Source organism: Echinicola salinicaeni (assembly GCF_014280965.1).
In the GTDB taxonomy this organism is placed as follows: Bacteria; Bacteroidota; Bacteroidia; order Cytophagales; family Cyclobacteriaceae; genus Echinicola; species Echinicola salinicaeni.
The window spans coordinates 200732-219555 of record NZ_JACODZ010000007.1; the positions used below are offsets into that span (position 1 = coordinate 200732).

At 39.7% G+C, this 18824-nt stretch carries 14 protein-coding genes; 4 read left to right on the top strand and 10 right to left on the bottom strand.

Translation table 11 applies throughout. The annotated features are described in order from the left end of the window. Positions 1-8 precede the first annotated feature (8 nt). Together H7U17_RS14970 and H7U17_RS14975 are read right to left on the bottom strand one after the other, a co-directional pair. Complete coding sequence (locus H7U17_RS14970) at positions 9-1088, bottom strand: 6-bladed beta-propeller (RefSeq protein WP_186757560.1); 1080 nt, start codon at positions 1086-1088, stop codon at positions 9-11. A gap of 133 nt (positions 1089-1221) precedes the next feature. Then, entirely contained in the window at positions 1222-3390 is a 2169-nt protein-coding gene (locus H7U17_RS14975) for a bifunctional alpha,alpha-trehalose-phosphate synthase (UDP-forming)/trehalose-phosphatase (RefSeq protein ID WP_186757561.1), read from the bottom strand. Between the two features lie 292 nt (positions 3391-3682). Here H7U17_RS14975 and dnaE point away from each other — a divergent pair, with 292 nt between their 5' ends. After that, positions 3683-7972, top strand: coding sequence for a DNA polymerase III subunit alpha (gene dnaE / locus H7U17_RS14980; protein ID WP_186757562.1), 4290 nt, complete (start codon positions 3683-3685; stop codon positions 7970-7972). Positions 7973-8101: 129 nt separating this feature from the next. Continuing rightward, positions 8102-8422 (top strand): thioredoxin, encoded by a 321-nt coding sequence (gene trxA, locus H7U17_RS14985; protein WP_186757563.1) that lies wholly within the window; start codon positions 8102-8104, stop codon positions 8420-8422. Between the two features lie 47 nt (positions 8423-8469). On the opposite strand, the gene H7U17_RS14990 is transcribed toward trxA, so the two are convergent. The 8 genes from H7U17_RS14990 to cmk form a co-directional block, all read right to left on the bottom strand. Continuing rightward, on the bottom strand, positions 8470-9033 hold the full coding sequence (locus H7U17_RS14990; protein ID WP_186757564.1) for a DUF502 domain-containing protein: 564 nt from the start codon (positions 9031-9033) through the stop codon (positions 8470-8472). A gap of 113 nt (positions 9034-9146) precedes the next feature. Further along, positions 9147-9758, bottom strand: coding sequence for an NADH:ubiquinone reductase (Na(+)-transporting) subunit E (gene nqrE / locus H7U17_RS14995; RefSeq protein WP_186757565.1), 612 nt, complete (start codon positions 9756-9758; stop codon positions 9147-9149). A gap of 13 nt (positions 9759-9771) precedes the next feature. Further along, positions 9772-10455 carry an NADH:ubiquinone reductase (Na(+)-transporting) subunit D gene (locus tag H7U17_RS15000; RefSeq protein ID WP_186757566.1) on the bottom strand — a complete coding sequence of 228 codons (684 nt, stop codon included), beginning with the start codon at positions 10453-10455 and terminating at the stop codon, positions 9772-9774. A 46-nt stretch (positions 10456-10501) separates the two neighbouring features. Then, on the bottom strand, positions 10502-11251 hold the full coding sequence (gene nqrC / locus H7U17_RS15005; RefSeq protein WP_186757567.1) for an NADH:ubiquinone reductase (Na(+)-transporting) subunit C: 750 nt from the start codon (positions 11249-11251) through the stop codon (positions 10502-10504). Then, a complete protein-coding gene (locus tag H7U17_RS15010) occupies positions 11238-12440 on the bottom strand; it encodes an NADH:ubiquinone reductase (Na(+)-transporting) subunit B (protein WP_186757568.1) in 1203 nt (400 codons plus the stop codon). Before H7U17_RS15010 ends, nqrC begins: the two co-directional genes overlap by 14 nt. A gap of 3 nt (positions 12441-12443) precedes the next feature. Then, the gene (locus tag H7U17_RS15015; RefSeq protein WP_186757569.1) at positions 12444-13805 is read right to left on the bottom strand and encodes a Na(+)-translocating NADH-quinone reductase subunit A; all 1362 of its coding nucleotides are present in this window, start codon (positions 13803-13805) and stop codon (positions 12444-12446) included. 128 nt (positions 13806-13933) lie between these two features. Further along, on the bottom strand, positions 13934-14830 hold the full coding sequence (locus H7U17_RS15020) for a 4-hydroxy-3-methylbut-2-enyl diphosphate reductase (protein ID WP_186757715.1): 897 nt from the start codon (positions 14828-14830) through the stop codon (positions 13934-13936). A gap of 8 nt (positions 14831-14838) precedes the next feature. Next, entirely contained in the window at positions 14839-15525 is a 687-nt protein-coding gene (gene cmk, locus H7U17_RS15025; RefSeq protein ID WP_186757570.1) for a (d)CMP kinase, read from the bottom strand. A 172-nt stretch (positions 15526-15697) separates the two neighbouring features. Here cmk and ade point away from each other — a divergent pair, with 172 nt between their 5' ends. Then, positions 15698-17326, top strand: coding sequence for an adenine deaminase (gene ade / locus H7U17_RS15030; RefSeq protein WP_186757571.1), 1629 nt, complete (start codon positions 15698-15700; stop codon positions 17324-17326). A 64-nt stretch (positions 17327-17390) separates the two neighbouring features. After that, positions 17391-18695, top strand: a complete 1305-nt coding sequence (locus tag H7U17_RS15035; RefSeq protein WP_230981444.1) for a sensor histidine kinase — start codon at positions 17391-17393, stop codon at positions 18693-18695. Positions 18696-18824 lie beyond the last annotated feature (129 nt).

Here is an 18824-nt window from a genome sequence, read left to right on the forward strand (position 1 = left end):
AGAGAACATTAAAAGAGTATAATAGAAGGATTCGGCTCTGCTTCACCAGGTTTCGGTGGTCTTTGAACAATCAAGTACATTTGACCATTGGATTTTGAGAAAGGCTGGTATTTTTCATCCACACCAGACACGGTCAATCCCTCCTGTACCACCTTACCTTCCTTGGTGGACCTGTCATAAATAAACAAATAGGGAGTGCTCCGATATTCATAACTGACCAGATAATATTGCTTATAAGCCATTACATTTCTAATGTGGAAAATTTTCTCTTCTCCATCCCAAACCTCTCTGGAGAACTCAAACCTTACTTTTGGTAAAAGACGATCTTCCTGTGCCTGATACAAGGTGTCACGGTCAAATTTCCCAACATAGGCACGGGAAGGAAGTAAAATAGGATTATAAAAGTAATTGAGAGAATCGTATTCCGAATAAGTTATTAAGGATGGCTGACGCCTTGGAGCACCCCATTTACCTTCCAATTCTAGATGGTCAGCAGAAAAGTTATCGATCAACTTAAAATCACTATCAGTTCTATAAACTTCAGCACCTAATGCATATTTTTTATTTCCAATACCAGTGTACTGTTCTGATATCATCCAGTAACCTTCCTTCGAGGTTTTAACAAAAATAGGAACAGCAGGTAATTTTTCTGACTCACCAATCAGCCTTCCCTCCAGATTGAATTTGTATAGTTTGAAGCGATAAGTATCCGCAATTATTACAGCATTTTCTTCCTCATCAAAGGCTATTGAAGTCGGTTGCACATAGGTCTCTGGCCCTTCCTTGGCCTTTTTACCAATTATTTTGATAAACCTTCCTGCCCTATCGAACTGCAAGACCCCATTAGATATATCATCTATGTAAAGATGCTCATCGGATACGGCAATGTCATTGATGTATTTGATGGTACTCTTTTCTGTCATCTCCAATGGAATTTCCCTGTAATCACTGGCAAAGTCTCTTAAAGACAACTCCTCCTTCTTATCGTGGTCGATGATAATAACAGGTAACGCTTCCCCTGTTTCATTCTTTTCTTGGCACTGGAAAAATAAGATGCAAGAGGCTAAAAGTATTAAATTAAATCTCATACGCTGATTGGTTAAAAACATGAGAATCAAAGAACAACTAAATCGACAAACGTAAAACGAAAAAATAAGTTGTCCCAAAAGAGCGCGCTCTCCTTTGGGACAACTTTAAAACAATGATCTATAATGCAAAGGATCAAGTCAACTTATTCAATAAATACCTCACCTCTTTGGGGCTTTTGATATTATAATTGGCTTTGGTGTAACTATAACCTACCCGGATGCTATAGGAGCCCTTTGGCATGGCTTGGAAAGTATCCTCATCTGTCCAGTCATCACCTATTGCCAAAGTGAAATCATATTCATTTCCCTTCATAAAGCTGGTAGCAGCCCTGCCTTTATTGATATCAGGTCGTTTGATTTCAAGCACCATATTTCCTTCCAGAACCTGAAGATTATGCCCCCTGGCCATATACTTTAGGTGGCTGAACAGCTCTCTCATCCTTAGGTCACCTAGCCCGCTTTCTACTTTTCGATAATGCCAAACCAATGAATGGTGTTTTTCTTCAATAAAGGCCCCTGGAGTCCTTTGAACATAATATTCCATGACTGACCGGATATCCGGTTTCCAACTATCATCCACATCGGCATAGGGTTCCCAGTCTTTTGCTCCATTGGTCTTCAGCCAAACACCATGCTCGGCAATAAGGTCCACTTTTTGACCTTTAAACCACTTCCCGAGCGTTTCCTTATCCCTACCACTTATAATCACTACTTGGGATTTCTTGGTCAGTTTTGCAACCAACTTCTTCAATTCCTCATCTGGATATGCATCCTCTGGTTTGCTCTTGAAACCCACCAAAGTACCATCGTAATCCAAGAATAAAATGGGCTTCTTGGCTTCCTGAAAATAATTATGCAGTTCATTCATCACCTCGGCATCTACCTCCTTGGACTGTAAGTCCTGCTGCCTTTTCTTCACATAATCCAACCTTCCCATGAACACTTTTACCCACTGGAAAATATCATATCGCTGTATGGTATCCTGCATGGAGGCAATCCTGTTCTTCTGCTCCTTCTCATCCATGGTAAGAGCCAATTTAATGGCATCGGAAACACCCTTATTATCATTAGGATTAACTAATATGGCGTCCTGCAACTCTTTACTGGCACCTGCCATTTCGGACAAGATCAAAGTTCCTTTTTTATCGATTTTACTCGCTACAAATTCCTTACAAACCAGGTTCATACCATCCCTCAAAGGAGTTACCAAAGCAATATCTGACATGCTATAAAAAGCACTCAACTCCTCAAAAGGAAAACTTCTGTAGAAATAATGAATAGGTACCCAGTTTAAGGTGGAATAATCACTGTTAATCCTTCCCACCAAGGTGTCTATTTCCTCCTTAAGGTCTTTATATGATTTAACCTTAGCCCTGGAAGGCACCACTACCATGATCATGGACACCTTACCATGATAATCTGGATTCTCGGACAAGAACCTGTCAAACGCCTTGATCCTTTGTGGAATACCCTTGGAATAATCCAGACGGTCAATGCTCAACAACAGCTTTTGATCGTCCAATACTCCTAGGAATTTTTTGGCTATATTCTTAGTCTTTCTGGATTTGGCAGACTGAGCAAATTTCTCATAATCAATCCCCATTGGAAATGAATCGACATTGATCAACCTATTCTCCGCTTGTATATAACCACTTTCATTGGATAATCCCATTATTCTCCCTACAGCACTCAAAAAGTGTCTCATATCATCATAGGTGTGGAAACCAATCAAGTCAGCGCCACACATACCCGAAAGTATCTGACGCCTCCAAGGCAACATCCTGATCACCTCATAGGAGGGGAAGGGTATGTGTTGGAAGAATGCTATAGTCGCATTTGGCAATTTTTCTCTAAGCATTTGGGGCAAAAGCAATAATTGGTAATCGTGCACCCAAATCGTATCATCCGGATTGGCCTTTTTCAAAATGGCATCACAAAACTTTTCATTCACCCGCACATAGGCATCCCAATGATCCTCATCATAGTTGATATTTTGTGTAAAATAGTGAAATGCTGGCCAAAGTGTTTCATTACTGAACCCTTCATAAAACTGCTCTATATCCTCACTGGTCAAGAACACAGGGGCCATTTTCAAATCATGCAATTCTATGATGATCTCAGCTCGTTGCTCGGGATCTTCCACATCATTTCCCGGCCATCCAATCCAAATATTCTCTCCTTCCTTGTAAATTGACCCTAGGCCTGTTGCTAGACCACCGGCGCTGGGTTTGAACTCAAATTTTCCATTCTTATGCCTCAAACTAACAGGCAACCTGTTCGACACAATAATTGTTTTTCCCATAATTATTTAGTGATTTCTTTAAAAAGAAGAGAAGACTTTCTGTATTTTGATGTAAATATGATAAAATATCCGTCTAAAATTTATATTTCAATTTACTAATAATTTAGCAAATAAAAAAGAATGCTGCTTACATTAGCCCGATATTAGCTATGTCAAACCCTTAGAAATGCTACGGATTTTCTCTTTTTTCAACATATAATTCCAGCCCCATTTTCTATGACAATTGGCGTCCTCTTTCTGGCAGATTCCAAAGATTAGGCTTAATTTAGATTCCCCAAATCCAAGGAGCACTATGTATATTATATTTGATACCGAGACCACAGGTTTACCCCGGGACTATAATGCCCCCATTACTGATCTTGACAACTGGCCAAGACTGGTTCAGTTGGCCTGGCAGCTACATGATGAAAAGGGTAAGCTCATCTCCAACCATAATTACATTGTAAAGCCAGAAGGTTTCACCATACCTTATAATGCAGAAAAGGTCCACGGAATTTCCACCGACAGGGCATTGAAGGAAGGACATGACCTCAAGGAAGTGCTTGAAATCTTCCATAAAGATGTTGACAGGGCTGAGTACTTAGTAGGACACAATATCGGTTTTGATATCAATGTCTGTGGATCAGAATACCTTCGTGCTGATGTCCCCATGCAACTCATGGAGAAAAAGGAACTGGACACCAAGGACATCTCCACCGAGTTTTGTGCCATTCCTGGAGGCAGGGGAGGCAAATTCAAATGGCCTACACTTACTGAGCTACATCAAAAACTCTTTGGAGTAGGCTTCGAGGATGCCCACGATGCTGCCTATGATGTGGATGCCACAGCCAAATGTTTCTTTGGGCTGATTAGCGCAAATGTTCAATCTCCTGTTGAAGGGATTACTGTAGAGGAAGTAATATATGAGCCTCCAAAATTAGATGCGGCCAACTTTGCAGCAGCAAAGGATGAACAAAAACAGGCCGCCCAGGATGTTTTTAAACAGGCTAGAAAAGCAGATATACGTGACTTAGTGGACGTACCATTTAGTCACCTACATGTACATACCCAGTATTCTATTCTTCAGGCCACATCTGAAATACCTGCTATGGTATCCCGGGCCAAAGAATTCAATATGCCAGCCATAGCCATGACTGACCATGGCAATATGATGGCCGCCTTCCATTTCGTAAGAGAGGCCATGGCCAATGATATCAAACCTATCGTTGGCTGTGAATTTAATATCTGTAAAAGTCACCAGGACAAGTCAAAAAAAGATGATGGCTTTCAGGCTGTACTTTTGGCTAAAAACAAGGCCGGTTACCATAATCTGGCTAAACTTGCTTCCTATGCCTATACACAAGGATTTTACTATGTACCTAGAATTGACAAAGAACTTTTGGTACAATATAAAGGTGATATTATTGCTACTACTGGAGGATTATGGGGAGAAATTCCATTTTTGATCCTCAACGTTGGTGAGACGCAAGCAGAGGAAGCCTTTGTATGGTGGAAGGAACAGTTTGGCGATGACTTCTATGTAGAACTGAATCGCCACGGAGTGCCAGAGGAAGAAAAGGTAAACGAAGTTTTATTACGCTTTGCCAACAAATACGATGTCAAGTATTTTGCTGCAAACAACACCTACTATAACACAAAAAATGATGCCAAGGCCCATGATATTTTACTTTGCGTTAAAGATGGTGAAAAGGTAGACAAGCCTAAAAAATATATTGGAAAGAAAGGAAGGGAATTCCGCTACGGCTTCCCTAACGAAGAGTTCTATATAAAAACACCCGAAGAGATGAAAAAGCTCTTCGCTGATCTTCCTGAGGCCATTGAATGTACCAATGAGATCGTAGAAAAGATCGAAGTGTATAAACTGGCCAGAGAGGTATTGCTACCAAAATTTGATATACCAGAACGATTCCAGGATCCTCAGGATGATGAAGATGGTGGCAAAAGAGGGGAAAATGCTTATCTCCGCCATCTCACCTATGAGGGAGCTAAAAAGCGTTATCCAGAAATCACAGATAAAATCCGTGAAAGACTCGACTTTGAACTCTCTATTATTGCCAACACTGGTTACCCAGGCTACTTTCTAATTGTACAGGATTTCACTACCGCAGCTAGGGAAATGGGCGTTTCGGTCGGGCCAGGCAGGGGGTCTGCAGCCGGTTCTGCCGTAGCTTATTGCATTGGGATCACCAATGTGGACCCCATCATGTATGACCTCCTTTTTGAGAGATTCCTTAATCCGGATAGGGTATCACTTCCTGATATCGATATTGACTTTGATGACCATGGTCGTCAGAAGGTAATCGATTATGTAATCGAAAAATATGGTGCCAATCAGGTAGCCCAGATCATCACTTATGGTACCATGGCTGCCAAGTCGGCCATTCGTGATACAGCCAGAGCCTTGGACCTACCCCTATCTGATGCGGACAGGTTGGCCAAGCTGGTACCGGACATCAAACTCAAAGCCTTATTTGGGCTGGCAAGTGACAGAGCTAAGCTATCAGACAAACTAAAAGGGAATTCTGAGAATATTGACAAAGCTTATGAATTGATCAATATTTCCAAGGGTGCTGATGATCTGGCCAAAACCATCAACCAGGCAAAGATTTTAGAAGGTTCCGTAAGAAATACCGGGATTCACGCCTGCGGTGTAATCATTACTCCTGATGATATCACCAACTTTGTGCCAGTGGCCTTGGCCAAGGATTCGGACATGTACTGCACGCAGTTTGACAACTCCGTGGTAGAAAATGCAGGTCTACTTAAAATGGACTTCTTGGGGCTAAAGACCCTAACCCTAATCAAGGATGCGGTAAAGATCGTCAAAGAAAGGCATGGCATAGAACTGGACCCTGAAAACTTCCCCATTGATGATATGCCCACTTATGAGCTATTCCAAAGGGGAGAAACGGTCGGTATATTCCAGTATGAATCCGCGGGTATGCAAAAATACATGCGGGAACTTAAGCCAACGGTTTTTGCCGACTTGATCGCCATGAACGCCCTTTATCGTCCGGGACCTTTGGAATATATTCCAAGCTTTATTAGGAGGAAGCATGGGGAAGAGGAAATCTCCTATGACTTGGACGATATGGAGGAATACCTTCAGGAAACCTATGGGATCACCGTTTACCAGGAACAGGTGATGCTACTTTCCCAAAAATTGGCTGGCTTCACCAAAGGTGAGGCCGATGTGCTTCGTAAAGCGATGGGTAAGAAGCTGAAGGATGTCTTGGACAAGATGAAACCTAAATTCGTCAACCAAGCTGCAGAAAAAGGGCATGACAAAACCAAACTAGAAAAAATATGGAAGGACTGGGAAGCCTTTGCCTCCTATGCCTTTAACAAATCCCACTCCACTTGTTATGCTTGGGTAGCCTATCAAACAGCCTACCTAAAAGCTCACTACCCTGCCGAATACATGGCTTCCGTATTGAGCAATAATATGAATGACATCACCCAGGTCACCTTTTTCATGGAAGAATGTAAGAGAATGGGAATCGAAGTATTAGGACCTGATGTCAATGAATCCAAAGAAGGCTTTACGGTAAACCAAGAAGGTCAAATTAGATTTGGTCTGGCAGCAATCAAAGGAGCAGGAGGAGCGGCTGTTCACTCAGTAATTGAAGAACGCGAAGAAAATGGACCATACAAAAACATCTTTGATTTTACCCAGAGAGTTAATCTAAGGGCTGTCAACAAAAAGACACTGGAATCCCTTGCCATGGCCGGTGGATTTGACTGCTTTCCTGATCACCATAGAAGACAGTATCTTGAAGGCCCAGAAAATGATGCTACCTTAATCGAAAAGGCAGTAAAATATGCCCAGAAAAAGGCCCAGGAAGCTGAAAGCTCACAAGTATCATTATTTGGTGGTGGATCAGGAATGGAAGTTCCTATGCCAAGCATTACGCCTATTGAACCCTTCAGCCAACTCCAACAACTGAATATTGAAAAAGAGGTAGTCGGGTTATACATTTCCGGACATCCCTTAGATCAGTTCAAAGTGGAATTTGAGTCCTTCACGAACACGCCACTGTCTGAATTTGCCAATACTGATGCCCTAAAATCAAAAGGTGAAAACATTAAGGCAGCTGGAGTGGTTACATCCTTTGCGCACAGGACTACCAAAAACGGAAATCCTTTTGGTACTTTGACATTAGAGGACTATAACGGTGGTCATACCTTCTTTTTCTTTGGTGATGATTACGTCAAATTCAAAGAATACTTCATGACAGGCTGGTTCTTATATATCACAGGAAGTGTTCAAGGTAAAAGATGGAATCCGGAAGACTTGGAATTCAAGGTGGGAAATATCATTTTGCTCAATGAGGTAAGAAGCAAGATGGTAAAAGGCATCAGAATAAATATAAACTTGGATGACCTTACTTTAGATTTAATGGAAAAACTGGAATCCATCACCACTAAATATAAAGGAGAAGCCAAGTTGCATATCAATGTCACCGATGTAAAGGAAAGGATAGCTGTAGACCTTATGTCTACCAAATACACCATTGATCCTTCATTCGATATGATAAAAGAACTCGAGACTATCCCCGAGTTGAGTTATAAAATCATTTAAAAAATATTGCATTTCAGGGCTCTAAAAGGCACTTTTGAGAAATATTTTCATCAAAGCGGAACTAAAAGAATCCTAAAATACTTTAGAATACTATATTTGAAATCAGAAAAACTATAAACACACAATATAATGGCAAAAGCAATTGAAATTACAGACGCTAACTTTGAAGAAATCATCAATTCTGACCAACCAATCCTAGTGGATTTTTGGGCTGAATGGTGTGGACCATGTAAAATGATTGGACCAGTAGTAGAAGAAATTGCTGGTGAGTATGATGGAAAAGCTGTAGTAGGAAAAGTAGATGTTGATTCTAACCCTGGTGTAGCATCTAAGTTCGGAATTAGAAGTATTCCTACCTTATTATTCTTCAAAAATGGTGAAATTGTAGACAAGCAAGTAGGCGCTGTACCTAAAGCTGTCCTATCTCAAAAACTTGAAGCACAAATATAATTTGTCATATAAAACAAAAAAGGCTCCTGAATGGAGCCTTTTTTGTTTTAATCCTTTTTAATAAGTTCAGACACACCGCCGGAAACAATAAATTTCATAACATCTGCACTATTGGCATTTTCCAATATTCGAACATTTTTACGCGGCACTAAAAAACAATTACCACTGAAATTATAAGAATGGGGCAAATAAATAGCCACCAGATCTTCTTCACCAATAATGCCTAAGTCATCCTGAGTAATAAAACCTAATCGACTAATTGTATCTGATAGCTGAACAATCACAGGAGTATTGAATTTTTTCTTATCTCCCACAAAGGCAGACATCAAATCCTTAATACTTGTGTATATAATATTTACCAAAGGAATCTTGAAAAGTCCCCTTTCCAATAACTCAAAAATAGGTTTGGTAATAAATATATTCGCTAAATAACCAATAAAGGTAATCATGGCAAATACAATCAAAATACCCAAACCAGGAACAGGAATAGGCAAAAGATTGTCTAGAAATTTAACGATTTGAAAAATGATATATACCGTAAGTGCCAAAGGCGCTACAAAAAGCAATCCTTTCAGAAAATAATTCAATATTCGTTTAGAAGTAAATGACATATTATACAAGGTTTATGGTATGATAACAGCAATAAAAACTATGCCTGAATAAATAAAAACCAAAAAAAAGCCCTGTCGAATTTTCGACAGGGCTTAAATATATTGCTGATTGATTAAAGATCGATCCCCATAAAGGACATAAAAGCGATACCCATCAATCCAGTAATCAACATAGTGATACCAAGACCTTTTAGACCATTCGGCACATTTGAATACTTCAATTTCTCTCTGATAGCAGCCAAAGCAATAATGGCCAATAACCAACCAATACCAGAACCAAAGCCGTATACGGTAGCCTCAGCTAAAGTATAGTCTCTTTGGGCCATAAAAAGAGACCCACCTAGGATCGCACAGTTTACAGCAATCAAAGGAAGGAAAATACCCAAAGCACCATAAAGAGCAGGTGCAAATTTCTCTACAATCATTTCTACCAACTGTACCATTGCGGCAATGATGGCAATAAACATGATAAACCTCAAGAAAGTAAGATCTATCGTCGCGAATGATTCACCCAAGAAAGATAAAGCTCCTTCTTTAAGTACAAATTCATTCAAAAGCCAGTTCAAAGGAACAGTAATGGTCAATACGAAGATAACCGCTGCACCTAGACCTAAGGCTGTATCTACTTTTTTAGAAACGGCCAAGAAAGAGCACATCCCTAAAAAGTAAGCAAATACCATATTGTCAATAAAGATTGACCGGATTCCTAAGCTAAATAATTCCATTTCTTAGCAATTTTTAATGTTCAACATAACCTGTTTTGGTACGCTGTACCCAGATGATCAAGCCTAGGATAATAAAGGCTCCTACAGGACTCACCATCAAACCGTTGGTAGCTAAAGAGAAGTCTTCTCCAAACAATGAAGAAACCGTATCAAATACAGGTATACCGAAAACGGTTCCTGATCCCCATAGCTCACGGAAGAAGGCTACTGCCAAAATAATCCAAGAATAACCAAGGGCACTACCAAAACCATCTAGAATGGAATCATAAGGTTTATTTCCCATTGCAAAGGCCTCAAGACGACCCATCACAATACAGTTGGTAATGATCAAACCTACGAATACCGAGAGTTCTTTATACATATCGTAAGCAAAAGCTTTCAATACCTCGTTTACCAAGGTAACCAAAGTTGCTACTACGGCCAACTGCACGATAATCCTAACACGGGTAGGAATTGTATTTCTCATGATAGAGATGGTCAGATTGGCCATCACGATAACGAAAACCACAGAAAGCGCCATTACAAAAGTAGGCTTCATCTGTGTAGTTACAGCTAGTGCCGAACAGATACCCAATACCTGTATGGTAATCGGGTTATCATCTACCAAAGGATCATTGATCAGTTTTTTTCTTCGCTTGGAAAGAAGCGCCTCAGCGGGCTTTTTAACTTCTACCTTTTCTGCTGTTTCTGTGCTCATTTCAATAAATGTTGAGACGTTCTACAATATTTTTAAAACTGACTGATTAAGAATTACCCTTTACCTTTTTAAGGTAAGATTCGTAGGCACTCAAATAGTTGGTCAGCATATTATTTACACCTTTTGCGGTAAGGGTTGCTCCAGACAATCCATCCACCATATGAGGGTTAGAAGAATAGTCTTTTCCTTCACCTTTTTGCATTTCCACAGCAACAAGATCTCCAGACTCATTATAGATCTCTTTTCCTTGGAAACGACCCTGAACATCTTTGGTAGTGATTCTAGCTCCCAAACCTGGCGTTTCACCTGCGTGAGAGAAAGTAACCCCTTCAATGGTATTCAAATCAGTTTGCAAGGCCAAATAGCCCCAAATAGAATCCCAAAGTCCTGCACCAAATACCGGAAGGATATAAGAAAGCACTTTGTCTTCATTTCCTTCTTCGTGGAAGATATATACAGGATAAAGTCGCTCTTCAGCAGGCTTTTTGTAATTCTTAGCGATATCAACAGCCTCCGCAGTAATGGCTACTCCATCTTGCTCAGAAACTTCTTCACCATTGATATTAACTACTTTAGAGGAGATGGTATTTTCATAGTATGCCCTGATCTCCTTTGGCTTCATGGCCGCAATTTTCTCTGCATCCACTACAGCGCCTAAAATTTGCTTTTTGGTATCCAAGGCTTCAGCTTCCTTCTGAATTGGTCCTAACAATTCAGAAGTACCTGATAATAAAAAGCCAAGTACCACGGTAAGGATTACCGAAAACGTGATAATATATGTATTAGACTGTTGCACGTTGTAACCTCCTTTTCTTGTTTGCTTTTACAACATAAAAATCAATAAGCGGGGCAAAGACGTTCATCAATAGAACGGCCAGCATAATTCCCTCTGGATAGGCAGGGTTAGTCACCCTGATAATAACGGTCAAGAAACCAATCAATAAACCGTATAACCATTTACCGGATTCTGTTTGTGCCGCTGAAACAGGGTCAGTCGCCATAAATACAATACCGAATGCTACTCCACCAATTACCAAATGATAATGTGCAGGCATGGCCATGTATTCGTTTACAGCAAAAGCATTCATGATCAATCCCATGATATATGTTCCTGCAAATCCACTTACAATAATTTTCCAGCTTGCAACACCAGTTCCTACCAATACGGCCGCTCCTAAAAGAATCATCAATACAGAAGTTTCACCTATTGAACCTGGAATAAATCCTAAGAACATATTCGCAAAGCTGTAAAGACTATCACCAATTGAACTGTTATGTGCTGCTAATGCAGCAGTAACAGGCTCACCACTCTGACCTGCTTGAAAAGCCACTGAAAGTGCTGTAGCACCAGAGAAGCCATCAACTGCAGCTTTGTCTCCTAGGTAAGTCCAAACTTGGTCACCTGATATTTGTGCTGGATAAGCGAAATACAAGAATGCCCTAGCGGTCAACGCTACGTTCAAGATATTCATTCCAGTACCACCGAATACTTCTTTACCGATTACTACTGCAAAGATTGTAGCCAAAGCAACTTGCCATAAAGGAATATATGGAGGCATAACCAAGGCTATCAACATCCCTGTAACCAAGAAACCTTCACTAATAGGGTGATTTCTGATCACACAAAAGGTAAACTCGGTCAATAGTCCAATTGCATAAGATACAATGAGTGTTGGTACTACTGCCATTGCTCCGAAAAGCACCTTATCAATAAATGTAGCCTCTTCACCAACAGCTATAAAATGCTGGTAGCCTACATTAAATATCCCAAAAAGAAGCGCAGGAATCATGGCGATTACCACAGTAATCATCACCCTCTTTAAATCTACTGCATCTTTGATCTGGGAACCTTTTGCCTTAGTAGTAATATCAGGAGCAAAAGCAATTGTCCGGTGTCCTTCATAAAGGGTGTAAAATTTCTCCCATTTACCCCCTTTTTCGAAATTCGGCTTTAGCTTATCAAATAAGTTTTGTAATGCCTTCATATTTTAACTATACATTAATAATTCAATCCCATTTCTCACAACTTCCTGCAAATCATTCTTGGAAGGATCTACAAACTCACACAAGGCTACATCTTCTTCAATTATCTCATAAAGTCCAAGCTCTTCCATCTCATCAAAATCTTCTGAAATAATTGCCTTGAAAAGGTAGGTAGGAAGAACATCCATAGGAAGTACTTTTTCAAATACCCCAGAAACTACAAATGGCCTTTCTTCACCATGTGTATTGGTATCCACTTTAAATTCACCCTTGTTCAAAAAGGAGAACAAACCCAAAGCTTTACTGAAGCTCAATTTACTTGTACTCGGCTTAATCCATCCTAGGAATTCCTCATAGTCTCCCTCAGGGATCACAGTAATCTGATGGTGATAATATCCTACATAACCATCCGATGCTATTTTTTCTCCAGTCAAAACATTTCCGGAAATCACTCTCACATGTTCTGATTTCAGATTACCATTGACAAAAGTAGAAACATTTGCACCTACATATGTTTTCACATAAGCCGCTTTGTTCACTTCAGAACCAGTAACAGCTACCAGTTTGGATGCATCAAGGATTCCCTCAAGGAAAAGTTTACCAATCTGAACAACACCATAAGGATTTACTGTCCAAACCAAATCACCTTTATTGATAGGATCAATATGGTGAATCTGAACACCTACATTACCTGCTGGGTGTGGTCCTTCAAACTTGTTTACTTGAACTCCCTGAACATCAGCATAAGCTGGAGACACTTCAGACTGAGCGTCCAAATTCAAGTGTACTTGTCCTGAAGTAAGTTTTTTCAAAATTGAAATTCCAGCTTGGAAGAATTTCTCCTGCCCTTTTAACAAAACCCCATAATCAGGAGCTAAAGGATGAGAATCAAAACCTGAAATATAAATAGCTTTTGGCTCTTCATCTGGGTTGGCAACAACACCAAATGGTCTTTGGATGATCTGTGGCCATACCCCGCCTTTCAGCATTTGGGCAGTGGCTTGCTCTTTAGATAAGGATTTGAGATCTGAATCAGAAAATTTGTCATAAGCCTCATAACTAACTTCCTTGTCAGCCATGATCCTGATTTCCAACAATTTTCGCTTTTCACCTCTTTTGATTTCCACGATTTCTCCCGAAACAGGAGCTGCATAAAGTACCTTTTCAAGTTTTTTATCAAACAAGATCGGCGTACCTGCTTTTACAGTATCCCCCTCTTTGACAAGAACTTTTGGACGCTGCATTCCTACAAAATCTGTAGGCTTAATCGCGAAGGTCTGAGCTGGCTGAAATGCTTCAATTTGCTTTTCCGCCTTACCTGCCAGCTTTATATCAAATCCCTTCTTAAGCTTAACTAGTTTTGACATATTTTATATTGTAACTATATGGTCCTTTGAAAAACGCCTCAAATCTAATAAAATACATTAGTTATTAGAAGATAATTCTAGTAATATTTATAAGTGGAATATTGTCTTGACTAAAATTATTTTTTTGGTTATTGGGGGCATGCCTCTTGGTCGAGGGAATTAATATGATCCATCACCTGCTCCATCAACCACATAGGGGTGGATGTAGCACCACAGATCCCTACTTTATCGCCTGCATTGAACCAGCTTGAATCAAGCTCCTGCTCATTTTCTACAAAATAACTTCTTTCATTCTGCGACTTACAAACCTGATAAAGGGCCTTGCCATTGGAGCTCTTTTTACCAGAAACAAAAACAATAACATCATTTTCCTGGGAAAATCGGGTAAGCTGTGGCTCCCTGTTGGAGACTTGACGACAAATCGAATCATTGGCAGTAAAATCTACCTCCTCTAAAGTCTGGTTCGAATCAGCCATCCGTTGGGCAATTTTTTCCTTTAATGCGTAAAAACCTTTGGTACTTTTGGTAGTCTGACTGAACAAAGTAACTGGTCTAGAAAAATCAATCTTTTCTAGATCATCATCTTCCATCACCACTATTGCCTTTTCTAAGGTCTGACCAGTCAACCCAATCACCTCGGCATGGCCTTTCTTACCATATATCACGATTTGACCATCCTTTCTTTCCATCTTGTCAAAAGCAGTCTTCACCCTATGCTGAAGCTTAAGCACCACTGGACAGGAGGCATCAATCAGTTCTATATTATTTTCAATCGCTAATTTATAAGTCTCTGGCGGCTCACCATGCGCGCGGATCAGCACCTTACAATCAGATAGATTTTTCAGCTCTTCCCTATCTATGATCACCAAGCCCTTATCACTCAAACGCTTAACCTCCATATCGTTATGGACAATATCACCCAGACAATAAAGGCTATTGGCTTCTTCCATTTCATCTTCAGCCATCTTTATGGCAAACTCCACCCCAAAGCAATAACCTGAATTCTTATCTATTGTAACTTGCATCATATTAATTAGTTATCTGCCGTCATTCTTTGCTGTGCCAGACTGGCAATTTCGTTAACTTGTTCCTGAAAATCCAGTAAACTAGTGTCTATTTCAACTGCATCATCAGATTTCCTTAAGGGGCTTTCCTCTCTATTTGAGTCAATTAGATCCCTTTCAGATAAATTTTGAATGATCCTGTCCAGCTCCACCATTTCTCCCTTCTCTAGCAATTCCTTTTGTCTTCTTTCAGCACGAATTTTTAAATCAGCTGTCATAAAAACCTTTAACTCGGCCTCAGGAAAAACAACAGTACCAATATCCCTACCGTCCATAACCACTCCTTTGTGTTTACCCAAACGTTGTTGCTGAGCAACCAACTCCTCGCGAACCTCTTTGATTTTACTCACTTCACTTACCCTTTCGGAAACTTCCATTTCCCTAATCTTCCGCTCAACATTCAAACCATTGAGATAGGTCTCCTGAAATCCAGTATCTTCATTTTTATGAAAAGATATCTCCAAATCTTCCAAGGCCTTCTGAACATCCTTTGGGTTGGTCAAAACTGTAAACTTGTTGATAAAATATAATGTAGCGGCTCTGTACATGGCTCCAGAGTCAATATATGTGTAGCCCAACGCTTTGGCGACCTCCTTTGCTGTAGAGCTCTTTCCACATCCGGAATAACCATCTATGGCTACAATAATCTTTTTCATAATTAAAAATAAATGTTCACGCCTTCTATTTCTCCGCAAATATAAAAGGTTTGAATCGATTAATCCCCTTAAAATCCATATAGTATTACCTGTAAGTACTCATTCCGAACAGCTTTGAATTATCAATATTCACACTAATCCATTATATTTATTAAAAAAACAAATTTATTATATGTTAGATTTTTCTGTTGAGGGTCAATTGGTGGACATTCCAAACCGAAACATTTTTCCGGCAAGAGTTGAAATAAGCAAAGGCCGTATATCCAAAATAAAAAAATTGGCATCCGCTCCACAGCAATTTATCATGCCCGGCTTTATCGATGCCCATGTACATATTGAATCCTCCATGCTGGTTCCCTCAGAATTTGCCAGACTAGCAGTAATACATGGATCCATTGCTACGGTTTCTGATCCCCATGAGATCGCCAATGTATGTGGCAAAGCCGGGGTAGAATTTATGATCGAAAATGGAAATCAGGTCAATTTCAAATTCTTCTTTGGAGCACCTTCTTGCGTACCAGCAACGCCATTTGAAACGGCAGGTGGAGAAATCAATGCCAAAGACATTGACGACCTATTGTCCAGAAAGGAAATCAAATACTTGGCCGAAATGATGAATTGGCCAGGAACCATCAACCGAGACACTCAAGTGATGGAAAAAATAGCCATTGCCCAAAAGTATGATAAGCCAGTAGATGGTCACGCTCCAGGCCTTAGAGGACAAACTGCAAAAAAATACATCGATGCGGGGATAAGTACCGATCACGAATGCTTTACTGCAGAAGAAGCATTAGACAAGCTTCATTATGGAATGAAAATAGCCATTCGAGAAGGTAGTGCAGCAAAAAATTTCGAAGCTCTTATAGACCTGATCGATGATTATTCGGACCATATCATGTTTTGTTCAGATGACAAACATCCTGACAGCTTGGCCATTGGTCACATCAACCAACTTGCAGCAAGGTCAGTAGCCAAAGGAAAGGATCTTTTCAAAACGCTCAAAGCAGCCTGCCTTAACCCCGTCTATCATTACGATTTAGAAGTTGGTCTGCTCAAGGAGGGAGACCCCGCAGACTTTATCATCGCAAAAGACCTCAAAGACTTTAAAATCCTTTCGACCTATATCAATGGAAACAAAGTTGCCGCTGAAGGAAAAACATTAATTCCCTCAGTCAAAAGCAAAATCATCAACAATTTCAATACGGAACACAAATCCCCTTCGGATTTTGAGATTTTGGCAAAGAGTAACACTGCCAGAATAATAGAAGCATTAAATGGACAATTAATCACTAATGAAATTTCTGGAAATATCCTTATAAATGATGGACTGGCAGTAGCCAATATCGATGAGGATATCTTAAAAATCTCTGTCGTCAATCGCTACCAAAACAAAAAACCAGCTGTAGCATTCATTAAAAACTTTGGATTGAAAGAAGGAGCAATCGCCTCCTCCGTAGGACATGATTCTCACAATATCATTGCCGTTGGAGTAAATGATCATGCCATCGCAAAAGCTGTCAATTCACTTATTGATGTCAAAGGAGGAATTTCTGCGGTATCAGACAAAGAAAGTATTGTCTTGGCACTACCCGTAGCAGGCATAATGTCCGCCGAAGATGGATTTGAGATCGCTACTGCTTATACTGAAATCGACAAAATGGTAAAAAAAATGGGATCGAAGCTAGACGCTCCCTTTATGACCTTGAGCTTTATGGCACTTTTAGTTATCCCTGATCTAAAACTCAGCGATTTGGGATTATTTGAAGGACAAAACTTCAAATTCACTTCTGTATTTAAATAAGAAGAGCAAACACCATTTTCAATTCCCAATTGAACAAATAAACCTATACCAAACTCAGATCAACTTGTTTTTCAATATAAAAAGACTTTGGAAAAAACTGACTGCCCTCTCTCCGGAACAGGGTATGGAAGGCAGGATTTTTAATGCTACAGCCTTAATCCTTGTTTTATACCTAGTTGGAATGGTCATTTTTAACCTCGCGATTGGCCAAAAGACACTTTCCATTATCCTTGTCTTTACTGCCTTACTGATCATTCTTGCTTATATTATAGCCAGGAAATCAAGAAATTTCAAATACGGCATCAGGACATTGGCCGCTATCAGTTATCCCATCCTGGTCATCAATTTTTTTCTAAATGATGGAATCGAGGGACCAAGTGTCTATATCTTCCTAATGATTCACATCATCGTTTTGACTTTATCAGACCGAAAGGAATTCTGGTTTTGGGGTGCATATAATTTTTTATTCTTTAGCGTACTTTACGTTATAGACAGCAAATTCCCAGAACTAATCCCCCAAAACTACGACAGTATCAATATTAGAATTGCAGATCACTTAATCACCTATTTGGCCTGTCTAGTTGGAATGATCTCCATTATTTCTGTACTCAAATGGAACTATCACAAGCAAAAACTTAAAAGTGAATTCAGAAACAAAGCCTTTAAGGAGGCCAACTCGAATCTAGAAAACAGCTTGGAGCAAAAGAACAAAATCATCGCTCTCATATCCCATGATCTAAAAAGCCCTTTAATTTCCATCACCAATATTTTGGAAATGATCAAAGAAGGTGAATTGAATGAAGAGGAAACTAAAACGGTACAAGAAGACCTATTACTGATGGCCTCAAATACCCAAAAAATGGCTGAAAGCATTTTGGACTGGGCCACTGTAGAACTTAAAAGTAGCCAACCAATTCTTAAGAAAATTAATATACAGGACCGTTGCCAAGACACTTTGAAAACCTACAAGTCTTTGGCGGGGCAAAAAGGAATAAATTTTACAAAATCATTTTCTGGACAATTAAAAATCACAACAGATCCAGACCGGATTCTATTGATCATCAGAAACCTACTGCAAAACGCCATCAAGTTTACTCCTCCAAAAGGGGAAATTTATTTTTCATATGAGAATAATGGTCAATACGCCAATATCACCATAAGAGATACGGGAGTAGGTATTTCCGAAGAAAAAATAGAAAGTATTTTTAGCAAAAATTATATTTCATCTTTAGGTACCGCCTCAGAAAAAGGCTATGGACTGGGCTTGTATATCTGTAAAGAAAATGCCCAAAAAATCGGTGGGCAATTGGATGTTAGCAGTGAAATGGGATTCGGAACTACTTTCACCATCAAATTGCCCACCATTTAATAAATTCATAGATTATAAGTCAGGAACTCGCTGCATTTAAATCAATCTGTATATCCGCAAAGACACCAGTAGCTTTTTGTAAATAAGATATTCTTTCAGTAAGAACACAAAAGTCCATAGAAACGATAT

Excerpts from the sequence above, each read along its gene's own strand:
- ade (WP_186757571.1), top strand. The coding sequence starts at position 15,698 with ATGTTAGATTTTTCTGTTGAGGGTCAATTGGTGGACATTCCAAACCGA.
- nqrE (WP_186757565.1), bottom strand. The coding sequence starts at position 9,758 with ATGGAATTATTTAGCTTAGGAATCCGGTCAATCTTTATTGACAATATG.
- H7U17_RS14970 (WP_186757560.1), bottom strand. The coding sequence starts at position 1,088 with ATGAGATTTAATTTAATACTTTTAGCCTCTTGCATCTTATTTTTCCAG.
- trxA (WP_186757563.1), top strand. The coding sequence starts at position 8,102 with ATGGCAAAAGCAATTGAAATTACAGACGCTAACTTTGAAGAAATCATC.
- H7U17_RS15015 (WP_186757569.1), bottom strand. The coding sequence starts at position 13,805 with ATGTCAAAACTAGTTAAGCTTAAGAAGGGATTTGATATAAAGCTGGCA.
- H7U17_RS15000 (WP_186757566.1), bottom strand. The coding sequence starts at position 10,455 with ATGAGCACAGAAACAGCAGAAAAGGTAGAAGTTAAAAAGCCCGCTGAG.
- cmk (WP_186757570.1), bottom strand. The coding sequence starts at position 15,525 with ATGAAAAAGATTATTGTAGCCATAGATGGTTATTCCGGATGTGGAAAG.
- H7U17_RS15020 (WP_186757715.1), bottom strand. The coding sequence starts at position 14,830 with ATGCAAGTTACAATAGATAAGAATTCAGGTTATTGCTTTGGGGTGGAG.
- H7U17_RS14990 (WP_186757564.1), bottom strand. The coding sequence starts at position 9,033 with ATGTCATTTACTTCTAAACGAATATTGAATTATTTTCTGAAAGGATTG.
- H7U17_RS14975 (WP_186757561.1), bottom strand. The coding sequence starts at position 3,390 with ATGGGAAAAACAATTATTGTGTCGAACAGGTTGCCTGTTAGTTTGAGG.
- dnaE (WP_186757562.1), top strand. The coding sequence starts at position 3,683 with ATGTATATTATATTTGATACCGAGACCACAGGTTTACCCCGGGACTAT.
- H7U17_RS15010 (WP_186757568.1), bottom strand. The coding sequence starts at position 12,440 with ATGAAGGCATTACAAAACTTATTTGATAAGCTAAAGCCGAATTTCGAA.